Below are 15,072 nucleotides of genomic sequence, written 5' to 3'. Positions count from 1 at the left end.
ACACGATGTCGCACGCCTCGGTCGCGAGCCGCCGGACGATCGCCCGGCCGACCATGCCGTGCTCGCCAGCGACCCAGACGCGCTTGCCGGCCAGTGAAAACACGTCGCTCATCTCGATCCCGTCCTCAGCGTCCGATGGCATATAAGATGCTGGGCCGCTCTTCATCCGGCCTGCGTGTTTCCGCCTCGCGGGCGACTGCCTTGAGGTCTTCGCGCACCATCTCGGAGACGAGTTCGGCAAGCGTCGTCGTCGCTTCCCAGCCGAGCACGCGTTTGGCCTTGGCAGGATCGCCGATCAGCAGCTCGACCTCGGTCGGGCGGAAATAGCGGGGATCTACCTTGACCAGGGTCTTGCCGGTCTTCGCGCATCGCCCGACCTCGTCGACACCGGTGCCGCTCCATTCGAGCGTGATCCCGACCTCGGCAAAGGCAAGCTCGACAAAGGTGCGGACCGTGTTGGTCTCGCCCGTCGCCAGCACGAAATCATCGCCCTTGTCCTGCTGGACGATGCGCCACATGCCCTCGACATAGTCGCGCGCATGGCCCCAGTCGCGCTTGGCGTCGAGATTGCCGAGCCACAGCATGTCCTGAAGCCCGAGATGGATCGCTGAGACGGCCCGGGTGATCTTGCGGGTGACGAACGTCTCGCCGCGCAGCGGGCTTTCATGGTTGAACAGGATTCCGTTCGAGGCGTGCATGCCGTACGCTTCGCGGTAATTGACGGTGATCCAATAGGCGTAGAGCTTCGCCACGCCGTAAGGCGAGCGGGGATAGAAGGGTGTGGTTTCGGATTGCGGCACCTGCTGGACGAGGCCGTAAAGCTCAGAGGTCGACGCCTGATAGAAGCGGGTCGTCTCGGCAAGGCCCAGCAGCCGCAGCGCCTCGAGCAGCCTGAGCGTGCCGATCGCGTCGGCATTGGCTGTGTATTCGGCGGTGTCGAAGCTCACCTGGACATGGCTCTGTGCCGCAAGATTATAGATCTCGTCGGGCTTCACTTCCTGGACGATCCGGATCAGGTTCGTCGAATCGGTCATGTCGCCATAATGGAGATGCAGGCGCGCGCCCCTCTCGTGCGGATCCTCATAGAGATGATCGATGCGCGCTGTATTGAACGAAGAGGAGCGGCGCTTGACGCCATGAACCTCATATCCCTTGGCCAGCAGCAAATCCGCCAGATACGCGCCGTCCTGGCCTGTAATCCCGGTGATCAAGGCGGTTTTTGTCATTGCGGCTCCTGACGTTACGCGCAACCCGCGCATATGGGTGATCGAGCGCAACTCATACCATTTTGCTGCGGCGCGTCCAGATGCTGCGACGCATCAAAAAAGCACTCAGGGCCCCGCCATTTCTCCTAAATGCCTGCATAGCCGCGATACCAATCTACGAAGCGCGGCACGCCCAACTCGAGCGTTGTTGACGGGCGAAAATTCAGATCGCGTTCGATCGCGCTGATATCGGCGAAGGTGTCCTTCATATCGCCTGGCTGCATTGGCATTTCGTGCCGCACAGCTTCCCGCCCACATGCGGTTTCAATCAGCGCGATCAATCGCTCGAGGGGCTCGGATTTACTGTTGCCGATATTGTAAAGCCGGTGCGGCGGCGCGGGCCCTTCATCGCTGGGTGGCAAATCGAGGCAAGCGATCACGCCGGCTACGATATCGTCAATGAACGTAAAGTCCCGGCGCATGTCACCGGCATTGTAGACGTTGATCGGCCTGCCCTCGAGGATTGCCGAGGTGAACAGCCACATCGCCATATCTGGGCGGCCCCATGGGCCATAAACCGTGAAGAACCGAAGCCCGGTGAGCGGGATTCGATAGAGATGAGCATAGGTGTCGCTCATCAACTCATCGGCGCGCTTGGTGGCGGCATATAGCGACAGCGGGTGGTCGACACGATCCTCGACGCGAAAAGGCAGTTTCGCACCACTCCCATAAACCGACGAGGATGAGGCATAAACGCAGTGGCGGAGATCGCGCTCCCTTGCGATCTCAAGCATATTCAGATGCCCATCGATGTTCGAACGGATATAAGCGCGCGGATTTTCCAGCGAATAGCGGACGCCGGCCTGAGCACCGAGATGGACGATGCGATCAAATCGCTTGGTCGCGAGGGCCTCATCAAGCGCTGCATTATCCGCGAAATCGAGTCTCAGCATTTCAAACCGGCCATTTTGGGTACGGCTCAATTCAGCGAGGCGAGCTTCCTTCAGGGATACGTCATAATAGTCATTGAGATTGTCGATGCCGATGACGTGCTCACCACGCTCCAGCAATCTGCGAGTAACGTGCATTCCGATGAAGCCAGCGGCGCCGGTGACGAGAATTGCTTCTTTGCTCATCTCAATTTCGTCCTGCCATGAGTGAAGAGCCGCTTGATGCCAGGCGCCGAATCAGGGGCGCGAGATAGGGGCACCGTCGCTCCAAAGCGGGCCTGAGACGAAGCAATCAAGTTCGACATTGATAGGTGGTCCTTTGTTTCGGCACCTCGCCTGCGAGACTGATCGCCTAGCGTTCGACGACCACCGCGCCACCACCCAGATTGCGGTGCATGGCAATCCCATATTCGCCGAGCCCTGCCATGAACAGCAATCGCACGCCGGAGAGGAAGAACAGTGCCACGATCAGTGTGAAAGCGCCGCGAGGCGCCTGCACCAAGCCCGCCAGACACGCAATCGTCACGCTCATCGATAGGCTAGGCGGAAGAACAAGGTGATTGTGCCAGGATCGGGCAGAAACGCATCGGTCTGCGGCGCAGAGCGTTGAACCTCGATCTGATCGGGCAGTGGAAAGATCGGTCGCGTCGCGCGCTTCTCACACCGCCAGCCGGCGCACTTCGATTGTCATTATGCTGCTTCTCCGTAAGGTGACGCCGCCTGGAAGGCGTCGATCTGGGCGGTGGTGATCGCGGTGACGTCCTCGCCTTTCGCATGTTGCGCATACCAACTGGCAGTATTCATGGCGGCGTCGGCAAAATTCCAGCGCGGGTGCCAGCAGAGCTGCGCCACCGCCTTCGAACAATCCAGCCGTAACAAATTAGCCTCGTGCGGTTGGTCAGGTGGCGAATCGATCAAGATATGGCCTTGGCCAAACGCAGCGATCATCGCTTCAGCAACTTCCACGACCTGCCGAGCGTCATCGTCGGCGGGACCAAAGTTGAACGCTTCATCGGTGCCCGCATCGCCTTCGTACAGCCGTTGAGCGAGGCCGAGATAGGCAGCGACCGGATCGAGCACATGCTGCCATGGCCGGACCGCTCCGGGTTTGCGGAGCGTGACGCTGCCGTCGCCGGTTAGGATGCTGCGCACGATACCGGGCACGAGCCGGTCAGTCGACCAGTCGCCGCCGCCGATCACGTTGCCGGCACGAACGCTCGCGATTCGAGCCGGATGGCCGCGTGCCTTGTAGGGCGCGAAATAGCTCTGCCGCATCGACGCGGTGACGATCTCGGCCGCGCCCTTGCTGGCGCTGTACGGATCATGACCGCCGAGCCGGTCCACCTCGCGATAACCCCAGGCCCATTCGCGATTCTCGTAACATTTGTCGCTCGTCACGATGATGACGGCACGAACGCCGTCGGTCCTGCGGACTGAGTCAAGCAGCGCGGCGGTACCCACGACATTGGCCGCGAAGGTGCCGACAGGGTCGTCGAATGACGGGCGGACAAGGGCCTGGGCAGCGAGATGCAGTACAATTTCAGGCCGCGCGGCTCGAATCGCCGCGTCGAGGGCCGCAGTGTCGCAAATATCAGCGAAATGGTCCTGCGGCAGGCCGAGCAACCCGAACAACGTAGGCGTTGTGCACGGGGGCAGGGCGTACCCCGTGACCCCAGCGCCCATTCGACGGAGCCAGAAGGTGAGCCAGGCGCCCTTGAACCCGGTATGCCCCGTTACGAAGACCCTACGTTCAGACCAGAAGGCTGGGTCGACTACCAGCATTTCCAGGGTGCCTTGCCGCTGTCCCAAAGTCGTTCAAGCGTCATGCGGCCACGCCATGTCTCCATAGGATGCCAGAAACCATCATGGCGAGAAGCGCGCAGCTCCCGATCCGCAGCCACGCCTTCCCGCGGCTCTCGCTCCAAGATCGTCTCGTCGCCGCCCAGATAGCCGAGCGCCGTGGAAAGGGACGAAAGCCGAAATATCGACATCCGCCACATCATCGCCATAGGGAGCAGAACGGCTCCTCACCGAGTAGCGTCCCGACACGCGCGAGGCGCCCTCCGGTGAAGGTTGCTTCGCCAGTGTCGATGAGCCTGACACTCCAGTCTTCAGCCTGGTTAACTCCGCAGGCGAGACGCAATCTTGTCGCATGCCACCCTCAGTTCGGACATATGCAGACGATGGTTCGCAAAACGTTCTTTGATGTATATCCCTTGTAAGCTCAAAATATCACAAAGTATCTGCCAGCGTGACCGCAGTGAGCCTTCGTGATATGCCAGAACATAAGGCGGCCGTCCATCTCAACCACGGGTTTGCGTCACAGAGTGGTCTCTTCCGAAGGTAGCGTATCCAGGAAGGCTGCCACGATTACTGCTTTCAGTGGATAAAATTCCAACGAGCTTGGATCGGTGTCCTTGCATATGAGAATATTATGCGCGGGGCAAGGCGAGTGGCTCCGGGCTGAGGTGACAATTGGGCGACTTGTCCACCCGGGCCCCGGCAACGCGGCGGCCCCAGGGCCACGACGCGCTATCGCCGATTGCGGTTCGCTGGTGCCGCCGCGCTCAGGAAGGGCTTTTTCGCCACGGTCGGCGGCGACGATGCTGCAGGTATCTCCAGGCTGCCCGCACCGCAGCGTGTTTACGTGGCAACGCGGGTTAAGATCGTCGGGCAAAAGAAAAGGGCCGAGCTTTCGCCCGGCCCTTGCTTCATCGAAGATACTGCAGCGCTTACGGGCTGGCTGGCTTCGAGTTGTTCTTGTCGATCGCCACATAGGCGCCAAGGCCGGCTGCGATGAGCGCGCCGACCAGGACGATTGTGCCGCTGCCATCGCCATGGGCGCCGCCCGAATCGCCATTGCCGTCATCCTGAACGAACGACTTGGTCGCCGTCGAGCAGGTGGAGCTGGTCACCGAAAGCATCGAGGTCGGTGCGATCGCCCGGTTGCAACCCGGGAAGGCGACCTTGGCGCTCGCCTGGCCGCGCGTCACGATCCGGTCGCCAACGAAGAGCGACTGTCCGGCAGTGGCCGGGATCAGCTTGCCGTCGCGGGCCACGAACGTTCCCTGGCTGGCGGAAGTCAGTGTACCCACACGCTCAGTACCGGCGAATAGCGGTGAAGAAAGGCTCGCCATGACGATGGCGGCGGTTACCCGCGAAAATTTCATTATCAGTCTCCTCCTGAACCGCTTTGGAAGTAGGCTCACCACGGCCGATTACCCTGCAGCCCCGATTTTGTCCACCCTCAAAACGTTCGCTCTTGCAACAACGCCTAGAACTGATGCGATAACACCACACCGGATAAAAGGTTGCATGCCACTGAGCCTGAGTAGCTCAATAGCAGACGTTTTCCGAATAATCGATTAAGCCGGACCGCAGATATTAGGTGCCGGGCGGCAATGTCGCATCGAGCCCGATTCGCTGCAGAGATGTCCGGATTCAGTACAGGGGCGATGCGAGCCCGATCGATCGGGCGTGGTGGCCGTGACGGTGAAGCGCCAAAAGGGACATTCGAACGCCATGGAGCACATGGGTGGCCGAATCGTTCCCGGTCGGCTGCGGCGATCCTCGCCGGCTCTCGTGCGATGACGATAGCCGAGGAGGTGTGGTCATTGTTACGGGGGCGATCCGAGGATTATTCTGCCAGTGGCGGGAGATTGCTGGATTTGAGCGACGTTTTGGCACAAGGACGATTTTCAGCGACGATGTTGTTGGACGCTGCACGATGGAGATATTCTGCGTCGTAGCTGCGCAAGACCATTATCTCAGGGCGATGCATTCGAACTTGATCAATGCTGATGCAACGGAACCTCACCCGCCTGGCCGGCAACATGCGATGGATTTCGTCGCTGCGGGTACAGTTGTTCGCGGAAATCGTTCTGGGCGTGTTCGTTCCGCTTGCGGCCCGATTCGGTATTCAATCCTCCTACAGTCAGCACCCATCCGCCCCCGCGACGCTGGTGCTCACGTTTTTCAGCGTGGTGAGCGCCATGCTGATGTCTCGCCGGATTGGCGGTTTCCCGGGCGCCCGCACCTTTATTTATGTGCTGCCGACGTTCTCGATGTCGTTCGGACTGGCGATGTTGGCTGCGCTGGTGCTGCGTCTCGACTATAATCGTACGGTGCTGGTTGCGAGCTTCACGCTCAGCGTCGCGGGAGCCTATGCGCTGGCCTATCTCAGCGCTCGCGGGGCGGTTCGCCGGTTTCACGTCGTGCCCGGCGGCGCTGCCGACTCGCTCTATGACGTGGATGGTGCGCAGTGGCTTCCTCTCGCGGAGCCGGCCGTTCCGCCGGGGCAGGGGGTGATGATCGTCGCTGATCTACATCACGATCTCGGATCGGAATGGGAGCGCATGCTCGCTCGCGCCGCAATTGGCGGTATCCCGGTTTACCATGTGAAACAGATACGCGAGTTGCTCACGGGCCGCGTCCAGATCGATCACCTGTCGGAAAACAGCTTCGGGTCGCTGTTGCCCAATCTCGCCTATCGGAAATTCAAGCGGCTGATCGATGTCGGCGCCTGTCTCCTGGTTCTGCCCTTCCTCGCGATCACGACGGCATTGATCGCGATCTGCATCCGTCTCGATTCGCCGGGCCCGATCTTTTTCCGTCAGCAGCGAATGGGGTATCGCGGACGGTCCTTCACCATGATCAAGTTCCGGTCGATGACGCCGCAAGTGCGCGTTGCCGATGGAGACGCCCGGATAAACGCGATCACCCAGACGGATGATGACCGGATAACGCGCGTCGGGCGGTTTCTGCGACGCACTCGGCTCGATGAATTGCCGCAGATCCTCAACATCTTGGCCGGCGAGATGAGCTGGATCGGCCCGCGACCGGAGGCGATGGATCTTTCGATCTGGTACGAGGCTGAGATACCCTTTTATTCCTATCGGCACATCGTGCGTCCTGGGATCACGGGCTGGGCCCAGGTCAATCAGGGCCATGTCGCTGACCTCGCCGAGATCAATATGAAGCTGCAATATGACTTTTTTTACGTGAAGAATTTTTCGGCCTGGCTCGACGTACTGATTACGATGCGCACCGTTGTCGTGATGATCAACGGCTTCGGCTCAAAATAGCACGTTGATGGCTTCGGCGGTTTCTGGCGAGATTCCTCGGCCCGTTATGGCTGGCCGACGGATCGTGTTCGTCAACCGGTTCTACGCACCTGATCATTCGGCGACGGCCCAGATCCTGACTGATCTGGCCGAATATCTGGCGGCGCGCGGCTGGGCAGTGGAGATTATCACGAGCCGCCTCATTTACGGGGTGGCGGAGGCGCGCCTGCCGGCGCAGGACGTCATCAACAACGTCACCGTCACCCGTATATGGACGGTGAATGGCGTACGCGCGGGGCTGATCGGCCGCATGCTCGCTTATATCACTTTCTATGCCAGTGCAGGCTTTGCAATGATCGGCCGGCTGAAGAAGGGCACGATCGTCGTCGCCAAGACTGATCCACCGCTCATCAACCTGGTCGCGTTGGTGATGTGTCGCATCAGAGGCGCTAAACTCGTCAACTGGGTGCAGGATCTCTATCCCGAAATCGCCATTGCCATGGATATGCGTTGGTTGCGGGGTCCCCTCGGTGCCGTGCTCGGCGCGCTCCGCGACGTGGCGCTGCGCCGCGCAGTACTCACCGTTGCGATCGGGCAACGGATGGCGGACAGGCTTGTCGCGTGCGGTGTTCCCAAGGATCGGATCGCGATTGTCGCGAACTGGAGCGATGACGAGGCGATCCTGCCGTCAGCGTCGCGAAGTCCGGCGCTGCGCGAGGAATGGGGTCTGCCCGCCACGGCATTCGTTCTCGCTTATTCAGGCAATCTTGGCCGAGCGCATGAAGCCGACACGCTGCTCGCGGCGGCAGCGATGCTCGCGCATCGCAGCGATATCTGGTTTCTGTTCGTCGGTGGCGGTCGCGCCCAGGAGGCGCTTCAGCGCCAGGCAGCTGAGGCAGGGTGCGAGCGATTCGTCTTCCAGCCCTATCAGCCGCGTGCGCGACTTTCGGAGAGCCTCGCGGTCGGCGACGCTCATTGGCTTTCGCTGCGCCCCGAGTTCGAGGGGTTGATCGTGCCGAGCAAGGTGTTCGGGATCGCCGCCGCGGCGCGACCGATCGTTGCCGTTTGCGACCCCGAGGGCGAGGTGCCCTCGATGATCGCTGCGTTCGACGCCGGCATCGCGATCGCGCCCGGCGATGCGGCCGCCCTCGTCGACGCGATTGTCGCGCTCGCCGACGACCCCGGGGCGTGCCGCGCCATGGGGGACCGCGCCCGCATGATGCTCATGCAGGGCTTTCGCCGCAAATTCGCCCTTCAGCAATGGGAGTCGCGACTTGAGACTCTGGTGTCGGGCGACTAGCTGCGTGGATACGGCACATAAGGTTTGGACGTAGATGTTTTCGCGCTTCACCAGGCGATCGCGCGCGGCGCGCGCGGCTCCCAGGGATTGGCACGGTCCGGCGGGCGCTCGGGCGTATGCGATCGGCGACGTTCACGGGCGTCTCGATTTGCTCGACGAAATGCTCAACGTGATCAAATGGGATCGGCGGCAAACCGGCCCCGCGCGCGACTATCTGATCCTGTTGGGCGATGTGATCGACCGCGGCCCTGATTCCCGCGGCGTGATCGAACGCCTGATGGCGTTATCCGGGGACGTTCGGCCGGTGTTCCTGATGGGCAATCACGAGGAGATGATGCTCCGCGTCCTGGGCGATGAGCCGGAAGCAGTGCATCAATGGCTGACCTATGGCGGCTATGAATTCGCCCAGAGCTACGGCGTCGAAGTCGGCAAGCTGGCCGCCCTGTCTCCGATCGACGCGGCGGCCAGCATCCGGGCCAAGGTTCCAGCCTCTCATCTCGCCTTTATCGAGGGCTTCGCTGACAGCTTCACCTTCGGCGACTATCTGTTCGTCCATGCCGGCTTGCGCCCCGGCCGCACGCTGGCCGAGCAGGACACGCACGATCTTCGCTGGATCAGGGAGGAGTTCATCGATGACGACAGCGACCATGGCTGCATGGTGGTTCACGGACATACCATCTCCGCTCAGCCCGAGCAGATGGAGAATCGGATCGGTATCGACACGGGCGCCTATCGGACGGGTATATTGACTGCACTGCGGATCGAGGGCGATCAACGCCGGTTGATCTCAGTGAGCGAGCGGGATCTGTAAGCCGGGATCCTAGCGGTGCGATGCAGCGTTTGCTGCGAGCACTCTGGTACGGCGCGCTTTCTCCCTGTAGCAGCGACATCATCGGGCCAGATCGGCCAGGCTGGCACCTCAGGCGGCCAAAAAAGGGACATCACTGACGTGGCAAGAAGTTATAGCAGCCGCAAGCGCATCATGGTTACCGGCGGCGCGGGATTTGTCGGCTCACACCTGATCGATCGGCTTCTCGAGCGCGGCGACGAGGTGCTCTGCGTCGATAATCTGTTCACCGGCACCAAGCGGAACATTGATCATCTCAGCGGTCATCCGCGCTTCGAGTTCATGCGCCACGACGTCTGCTTCCCGCTCTATGTCGAGGTCGACGAAATCTATAATCTCGCCTGTCCGGCCTCGCCGGTGCATTATCAGCATGATCCGGTGCAGACGACCAAGACGTCGGTCCACGGCGCGATCAACATGCTCGGGCTCGCCAAGCGGCTTCGCTGCAAGATCTTCCAGGCGTCGACCAGCGAGGTCTACGGCGATCCCAGCGTTCATCCGCAGACCGAGGCCTATTGGGGGAACGTCAACCCGATCGGCATCCGCTCCTGCTATGACGAGGGCAAGCGCTGCGCCGAGACTCTGTTCTTCGATTATCACCGTCAGCACGGCCTCGAGATCAAGGTCGCGCGGATCTTCAACACCTATGGCCCGCGCATGCACCCGTCCGATGGCCGGGTCGTATCCAATTTCGTGATGCAGGCGCTGAACAACGAGCCGATCACCCTCTATGGCGATGGCCAGCAGACCCGCTCCTTCTGCTATGTCGATGATCTGGTCGCCGGGTTCATGGCCTTCATGGAGACCGGGCCCGAGGTGTCGGGTCCGATCAACCTTGGCAACCCCGTCGAATTCACGATCCGCGAACTCGCCGAGCTCGTCGTCGAGATGACGGGTTCGACGTCGGAACTGGTGTTCCGGCCGCTGCCGCAGGACGATCCCATGCAGCGCAAGCCTGATATCACTCTGGCACGCGGCACCCTGGGCTGGGAGCCGACGATTGCGCTGCGCCAGGGCCTGGTCAAGACGATCGACTATTTCTCCCAGCTTGCGAACGACTGAGCGCGTCCGGGCCACTGGCATGGCAATCCGCCGCAACAGTTTCATCAATCTGGCCGGTGCCATTGCCGGACTGGCGCTGTTTGCGGCGCTTACCCCTTTATATTTCCACGTCATCGGTGCCGAGCGATACGGCATCCTCGGGATCATCTGGGTCTTCCTGACCTTCTTTGCCGCGTTCGATTTCGGAATGGGTGCTGCGTTGACCTACCGGATCGCAAACGAGGCGCGGTCGGATATCGCTCGCCAGGCCGATTATTTCTGGACTGCGATGGCGATCAGCGTGCCGGTCGGCCTGATTGCCGGTGGCGTGCTGTTCGCGCTGGTCGGCGGCGGCTTCGGCAACATCTTCAAGCTGACCCCGGCAATCAGCGCCGAGCTGTTCCATTCGGCGCTGCCGCTGTTCGCGATCGGCGTCTCGACCATCCTGCTGACGACGATCAACGGCTTCCTGATCGGCCGCGAATATTTCGTCGCGAACGCTGTTCTGGGCGCGATCGGCCCGGCCCTGTCGATCCTGCTCCCGGTGCTGGCCGCGCTGCTGATATCGCCCTCCCTGAACGTCCTGATCCTGGCGACGCTGGCGGGCAGGGCGATCATGGTGCTGGCCGGGATCCTCGTGTCGCAGTTTATGGCGCTGCAGGGTGCGAGACCGAGCATATCCGCGCGGTCGGCGCGTGCTCTGGCCAATTACGGCATGTGGATGTCGATTAGCGGCCTGATCGAATTGGCGGCTTCGTCGGCTGATCGCTTCATTCTGGGGGTGGTCGCCGGCCCGGCGGCGGTCGGCTATTATACGGTGCCGGCCAGCGTGCTTGCCCGAGTGATGATCTTCCCCACCAGCCTCGGCACCGTCGCGCTTCCGCAAATGGCGAGCCGGTCGGCTGAAGAGGAGGCGATCCTCACCGGCAAGGTCATCGCGATGGTTGCGATGATCACGCCGTGCTTCGTCGCCGGCGAGTTCCTTGCAGAACCCTTTCTCCGACTGTGGATGGGGCCGGCCTTCGCAAGGGTTGCGACCTTGCCCATGCAATTGCTGCTGCCAGCGTTCTGGATGGAGGCAATGGCCGCGATACTCTATTTCCGACTGCTGGCCCAGGGCAGGCCCGGAACAAGCGCGGCTGTCGCAGCGGCGATCCTCCTACCCTATTGCCTGCTCATGTATTTTCTGGTGGACGCTTGGGGCGTGCCAGGGGCGTGTTTGGCGTATATGGGGCGAAACCTGATGTTCCTGAGTGCTCGCGTCACCGTCACACGGTCCTGGCGCCTGATGGCGATCGTCGTCGGGCCGGAAGCACTGTCGCTCGTGGTCGCGCTTGCCATCTGCCTGTTCGCCTGGCCCGCCCAGCCGCCGATCGTCATCGGCATCGTCGTGGTCCTTGCCGCGATCGCGCTTGCGCTGAAGCGACGACCGGCCGAGTTCGACGCCATGGTGCGCGATTTCTGGCGTCCGGTGTCGATGCACTTCGCGCGCCCCGCCCCGGGCGACGCCGGGGGCAATCCCGGTGGCTGATGCCTTGTCAGTGCTGCTGGTCGGCTATGCCCATGGCGAAGGCGGGATCACGACGCATACCCATTGGCTTGCCCACGGCCTTGCCGAGCGGGGGCATCACGTTCGCGTCATTTCGCCCATGCCGTTGCCTGGGCAGCCGGAGAGCCTGTGGCCGGATCGCGGGTACGCCGTCGACCATTATAGCGACCTGGCCGACACCCTTCGCGGTTTCGCGACGCTGGGCAAGACCGGATTCGATGTAGCGGTAGTGGTCGGCACTGGTTGGAAGGCGATGGGCGGCGTGCTTGCCAATCGTCGTATCAAGCACCGCGTTTTTTTCGAGGTGATGAGCGGGGAGCGGATTGGCCTTCTCGATCCGCGCTGGCTTGTGCATGCCGGCTTCGACGCGATCGTCGGGCAGGCCAGTACCGTCGAGGAAAGATTTTGCCGCGAATTCCATTGGCGGGGCAAGCGGGCGACAATCCCGGCGTTGCCCGAGCCGCTCGAATTACTGGCCACGATACCCGATCGCGGCGTCATCGCGCCTGCTGGCAAGTTGCGCGCCGCCTATTTCGGCCGGCTTGCGCTTCACAAGGGGGTTGGTTTTCTCGTCGAGCAATGGGGCGCATTGTCGGAGTTTCTGGAATCGCTGGACGTCTATGGTACCGGCGACGAGCGGCCGGCCATCGAGGCGCGAATCGCTGAACTCGGCCTGGGCAAATCGATCCGGCTGCACGGCCGCTATGCTCAAGGCCAGGCTTATGTCGACCTGCTCAGGGGAATTGATCTGCTGCTTCTCCCGACGACCGGCGCTGAGGGCGCGCCGCTTGTATTGCTCGAGGCGATGGCATGCGGCACGCCTTTTGTCGCAAACGGGGTTGGCGGCATTCCGGATTACGCAAATCAATATTGCCGGATTACCAGCGGGGATATCGGCGAGTTTCTGCCCGCGGTCGCTGAGATCGCGGAGGAGATCGGGGCCGGCCGGGTGAACGGGTCCGGACTGCAACGTCATTATCGAGACCGGTTTTCCTACTCCGTGCTGGTCGAGCGCTGGGAGAGCTATTTGCGTGCGCTGGTGTCCGGTATGCCCGGGAAGGGGCGTGCATGACTGACGCTCCCACGGCGTTCATCACCGGTATCAGCGGTCAGGACGGTTCTTATCTCACCGAGTTGCTGCTATCGAAGGGCTATGTCGTCCACGGCATCGTGCGCCGGGCAAGCCTGGTTGACCGTCCCCGGCTCGATCACTTGACTGCCGATCACGATATTTATGGCAGCCGGCTCTTCCTCCATTATGGCGATCTCGACGATGTCACGACGCTGCGCCGCCTGCTGCGCCGGATCCAGCCTGACGAATTTTATCATCTCGCCGGGCAGAGCCATGTCGGCCTGAGCTTCGAAATCCCTGAATCGACCTGCGACTTCACGGCGATGGGCACGCTCAGGATTCTCGAGATCATCCGCGATCTGGAAAAACCACCGCGCTTCCTCAACACTGGCAGCAGCGAGATCTTCGGCGCGCCGAAGCATGCGCCGCAGAACGAGCAGAGCCCGGTCGATCCCGCGACTCCCTACGGGGTCGCCAAGGCGTTCGCGGTCCAGATGACTCGTGTCTATCGCGACAGCTTCGGTCTCTTTTGCTGCAACGCGATCTGCTACAATCACGAATCGCCGCGGCGAGGGCCGTCGTTCGTGACCCGCAAGATCACCCAGGCAGCGGCCCGGATTTCACTCGGTGAGCCGGAACGGCTGACTCTGGGTAATCTGGATGGTGCGCGCGACTGGGGCTATGCGCCCGAATATGTCGAGGCGATGTGGCGGATGTTGCAGGTGGACGCGCCCGAGGACCTTGTGATCGCAACCGGAACATCGACGACCGTCCGGCAGTTCCTTGAATATGCCTTTGGGTGCGTGAACCTCGATTGGCGCGAGCATGTCGCCTGCGATGAGCGTTTCCTGCGCCCCGCGGACGCCAAACTGCTTGTCGGCGATCCCGCACGCGCCAAGGCGACGATCGGGTGGGAGGCGCAGACCGGAGCGGCCGAACTCGCCGAGATCATGGTGCGCGCCGACATTGCCGCTCTCCGGCATCAGACCGCAGGCTGATACCAGAACTAGTTTTCGACAACCTAATCCCGTACGAAGTCGCGCAAGGCCTCCGCGTCCCACCGACCACAGCCCAGGATAGCCTGCTGCCGCCACGGGGCGGGATCTGCCGCCGCCTATGCACGCATCCAGCCAGTCTTGCGCCGCTCGTTACCCAACAAACCATCCAGCAAAAGGTAGGCAGATGCCGCAACTCGTTCCTGCGTGAAAAGCGCGCGTATACGCGCCTTCACCTCGCGCAGCGACGATGCCCAAAGCTCCAGCGTCGTTTCGATCGACACACCCGTCATCCACGCCCTCCTTGCCATGGAGAGCTATTGATTCAGAGTTTCCCTCAATGCGCAACTGTAGTGCCAGGCCAAGCTCGCCGTCGCGCATGAGAACCGGGGGCCAATCGACCGGATCGTAACCGCGATCCCTTCGGAACAATGCACGGGCATCGAGCATCTGCGCCAGATTCTTCAGCCGCCCGCGGATCAGCCCGAAAGACCCTGGCCCGTTCGCGGCTATGTTCGCGGCTATTTCGTGGATCATTGTGAGCGCGCGGGGACGCGCTGCGCGGCTTCCCGGCACTCGGCAGGAGCGTTCCGACGTCGCAGTCGCCGCCGGTACTGGACTGAAATGCAATGGGCGGCGTGCTCGCAAATCGGCGGATCAGGAAGCGCGCCTTTTCGAGGTGATGAGCGGCGAAGAACCGGGCCCGGCTGACCCGGGGCGCCTGGTCCACACGTGTTTCGATTCGGTGGTCGGCACGGCGCTCAGCATAGAGTTGCTGCTTGAGCCGATGGCGTGCGGTATGCCGTTCGTCGTGAACAGAATGGGCGCGTCATGCATTACGCCAATCAGGATTGCCGGATCACGAGCAGGGACATCGCCGAATTCCTGCCCGCAGTCGCTGAAAATTTCGACCAAAATCACCGCCGGGCGCGTGGACGGGTCGCGGTTGCAACGCGATTATCGAGATTATTCCTCGTATGGGGTGCTCATCGAACAATCGGAGCAAAATTTTGCGTGCTCGTGCACGACGCGTGATTCGCCTCGCTGAAC

General features: G+C 61.8%; 14 protein-coding genes and 1 pseudogene. 8 read left to right on the top strand and 7 right to left on the bottom strand.

Annotated elements, in window-relative coordinates:
- Positions 1-125: 125 nt before the first annotated feature.
- The 6 genes from gmd to ABD050_RS07900 form a co-directional block, all read right to left on the bottom strand.
- Positions 126-1,226: a GDP-mannose 4,6-dehydratase gene (gmd, locus tag ABD050_RS07925; protein ID WP_343888725.1), complete on the bottom strand. Its 1,101-nt coding sequence runs from the start codon at positions 1,224-1,226 to the stop codon at positions 126-128.
- A 125-nt stretch (positions 1,227-1,351) separates the two neighbouring features.
- Positions 1,352-2,341, bottom strand: a complete 990-nt coding sequence (locus ABD050_RS07920) for an SDR family NAD(P)-dependent oxidoreductase (protein ID WP_343888724.1) — start codon at positions 2,339-2,341, stop codon at positions 1,352-1,354.
- A gap of 166 nt (positions 2,342-2,507) precedes the next feature.
- Positions 2,508-2,687: a hypothetical protein gene (locus tag ABD050_RS07915; RefSeq protein ID WP_343888723.1), complete on the bottom strand. Its 180-nt coding sequence runs from the start codon at positions 2,685-2,687 to the stop codon at positions 2,508-2,510.
- A gap of 158 nt (positions 2,688-2,845) precedes the next feature.
- Entirely contained in the window at positions 2,846-3,937 is a 1,092-nt protein-coding gene (gene rfbG / locus ABD050_RS07910; protein ID WP_343888722.1) for a CDP-glucose 4,6-dehydratase, read from the bottom strand.
- Complete coding sequence (locus ABD050_RS07905) at positions 3,928-4,164, bottom strand: glycosyltransferase family protein (RefSeq protein ID WP_343888721.1); 237 nt, start codon at positions 4,162-4,164, stop codon at positions 3,928-3,930. The genes rfbG and ABD050_RS07905 overlap by 10 nt, the downstream gene beginning before the upstream one ends.
- 723 nt (positions 4,165-4,887) lie before the next feature.
- The gene (locus ABD050_RS07900; RefSeq protein WP_343888720.1) at positions 4,888-5,325 is read right to left on the bottom strand and encodes a FecR family protein; all 438 of its coding nucleotides are present in this window, start codon (positions 5,323-5,325) and stop codon (positions 4,888-4,890) included.
- A gap of 630 nt (positions 5,326-5,955) precedes the next feature.
- Between ABD050_RS07900 and ABD050_RS07895 the strand changes: the two genes are divergently transcribed.
- From ABD050_RS07895 to ABD050_RS07865, 7 genes are all read left to right on the top strand, one after another.
- The gene (locus tag ABD050_RS07895) at positions 5,956-7,239 is read left to right on the top strand and encodes a sugar transferase (RefSeq protein WP_343888719.1); all 1,284 of its coding nucleotides are present in this window, start codon (positions 5,956-5,958) and stop codon (positions 7,237-7,239) included.
- A 46-nt stretch (positions 7,240-7,285) separates the two neighbouring features.
- Positions 7,286-8,518, top strand: coding sequence for a glycosyltransferase family 4 protein (locus tag ABD050_RS07890; protein WP_343888718.1), 1,233 nt, complete (start codon positions 7,286-7,288; stop codon positions 8,516-8,518).
- Positions 8,519-8,552: 34 nt separating this feature from the next.
- Positions 8,553-9,329, top strand: coding sequence for a metallophosphoesterase family protein (locus ABD050_RS07885; protein ID WP_343888717.1), 777 nt, complete (start codon positions 8,553-8,555; stop codon positions 9,327-9,329).
- Between the two features lie 171 nt (positions 9,330-9,500).
- Positions 9,501-10,427, top strand: a complete 927-nt coding sequence (locus tag ABD050_RS07880) for a UDP-glucuronic acid decarboxylase family protein (RefSeq protein WP_343888726.1) — start codon at positions 9,501-9,503, stop codon at positions 10,425-10,427.
- Between the two features lie 19 nt (positions 10,428-10,446).
- Positions 10,447-11,937 (top strand): oligosaccharide flippase family protein, encoded by a 1,491-nt coding sequence (locus ABD050_RS07875; protein WP_343888716.1) that lies wholly within the window; start codon positions 10,447-10,449, stop codon positions 11,935-11,937.
- Positions 11,930-13,027, top strand: a complete 1,098-nt coding sequence (locus ABD050_RS07870; protein WP_343888715.1) for a glycosyltransferase family 4 protein — start codon at positions 11,930-11,932, stop codon at positions 13,025-13,027. Before ABD050_RS07875 ends, ABD050_RS07870 begins: the two co-directional genes overlap by 8 nt.
- Positions 13,024-14,025 carry a GDP-mannose 4,6-dehydratase gene (locus tag ABD050_RS07865; RefSeq protein ID WP_343888714.1) on the top strand — a complete coding sequence of 334 codons (1,002 nt, stop codon included), beginning with the start codon at positions 13,024-13,026 and terminating at the stop codon, positions 14,023-14,025. The genes ABD050_RS07870 and ABD050_RS07865 overlap by 4 nt, the downstream gene beginning before the upstream one ends.
- Before the next feature lie 26 nt (positions 14,026-14,051).
- Here ABD050_RS07865 and ABD050_RS07860 read toward each other — a convergent pair.
- Positions 14,052-14,315, bottom strand: a pseudogene (locus ABD050_RS07860) (IS701 family transposase); the annotation flags it as partial.
- A gap of 389 nt (positions 14,316-14,704) precedes the next feature.
- Between ABD050_RS07860 and ABD050_RS07855 the strand changes: the two are divergent.
- Complete coding sequence (locus ABD050_RS07855) at positions 14,705-15,070, top strand: hypothetical protein (protein ID WP_343888713.1); 366 nt, start codon at positions 14,705-14,707, stop codon at positions 15,068-15,070.
- Positions 15,071-15,072: the final 2 nt, after the last annotated feature.

The organism is Sphingomonas oligophenolica (assembly GCF_039522915.1).
GTDB classification, from domain to species: Bacteria; Pseudomonadota; Alphaproteobacteria; order Sphingomonadales; family Sphingomonadaceae; genus Sphingomonas; species Sphingomonas oligophenolica.
The sequence above is the reverse complement of the archived record's forward strand: the minus strand, read 5'-3'. Positions and strand labels throughout refer to the sequence as shown.

What these genes read in the sequence shown, in the direction of transcription:
- gmd (WP_343888725.1), bottom strand. Translation starts at nt 1,226, where the DNA reads ATGACAAAAACCGCCTTGATCACCGGGATTACAGGCCAGGACGGCGCG.
- ABD050_RS07920 (WP_343888724.1), bottom strand. Translation starts at nt 2,341, where the DNA reads ATGAGCAAAGAAGCAATTCTCGTCACCGGCGCCGCTGGCTTCATCGGA.
- ABD050_RS07915 (WP_343888723.1), bottom strand. Translation starts at nt 2,687, where the DNA reads ATGAGCGTGACGATTGCGTGTCTGGCGGGCTTGGTGCAGGCGCCTCGC.
- rfbG (WP_343888722.1), bottom strand. Translation starts at nt 3,937, where the DNA reads ATGCTGGTAGTCGACCCAGCCTTCTGGTCTGAACGTAGGGTCTTCGTA.
- ABD050_RS07905 (WP_343888721.1), bottom strand. Translation starts at nt 4,164, where the DNA reads ATGGCGATGATGTGGCGGATGTCGATATTTCGGCTTTCGTCCCTTTCC.
- ABD050_RS07900 (WP_343888720.1), bottom strand. Translation starts at nt 5,325, where the DNA reads ATGAAATTTTCGCGGGTAACCGCCGCCATCGTCATGGCGAGCCTTTCT.
- ABD050_RS07895 (WP_343888719.1), top strand. Translation starts at nt 5,956, where the DNA reads ATGCAACGGAACCTCACCCGCCTGGCCGGCAACATGCGATGGATTTCG.
- ABD050_RS07890 (WP_343888718.1), top strand. Translation starts at nt 7,286, where the DNA reads ATGGCTGGCCGACGGATCGTGTTCGTCAACCGGTTCTACGCACCTGAT.
- ABD050_RS07885 (WP_343888717.1), top strand. Translation starts at nt 8,553, where the DNA reads ATGTTTTCGCGCTTCACCAGGCGATCGCGCGCGGCGCGCGCGGCTCCC.
- ABD050_RS07880 (WP_343888726.1), top strand. Translation starts at nt 9,501, where the DNA reads ATGGTTACCGGCGGCGCGGGATTTGTCGGCTCACACCTGATCGATCGG.
- ABD050_RS07875 (WP_343888716.1), top strand. Translation starts at nt 10,447, where the DNA reads ATGGCAATCCGCCGCAACAGTTTCATCAATCTGGCCGGTGCCATTGCC.
- ABD050_RS07865 (WP_343888714.1), top strand. Translation starts at nt 13,024, where the DNA reads ATGACTGACGCTCCCACGGCGTTCATCACCGGTATCAGCGGTCAGGAC.
- ABD050_RS07855 (WP_343888713.1), top strand. Translation starts at nt 14,705, where the DNA reads ATGAGCGGCGAAGAACCGGGCCCGGCTGACCCGGGGCGCCTGGTCCAC.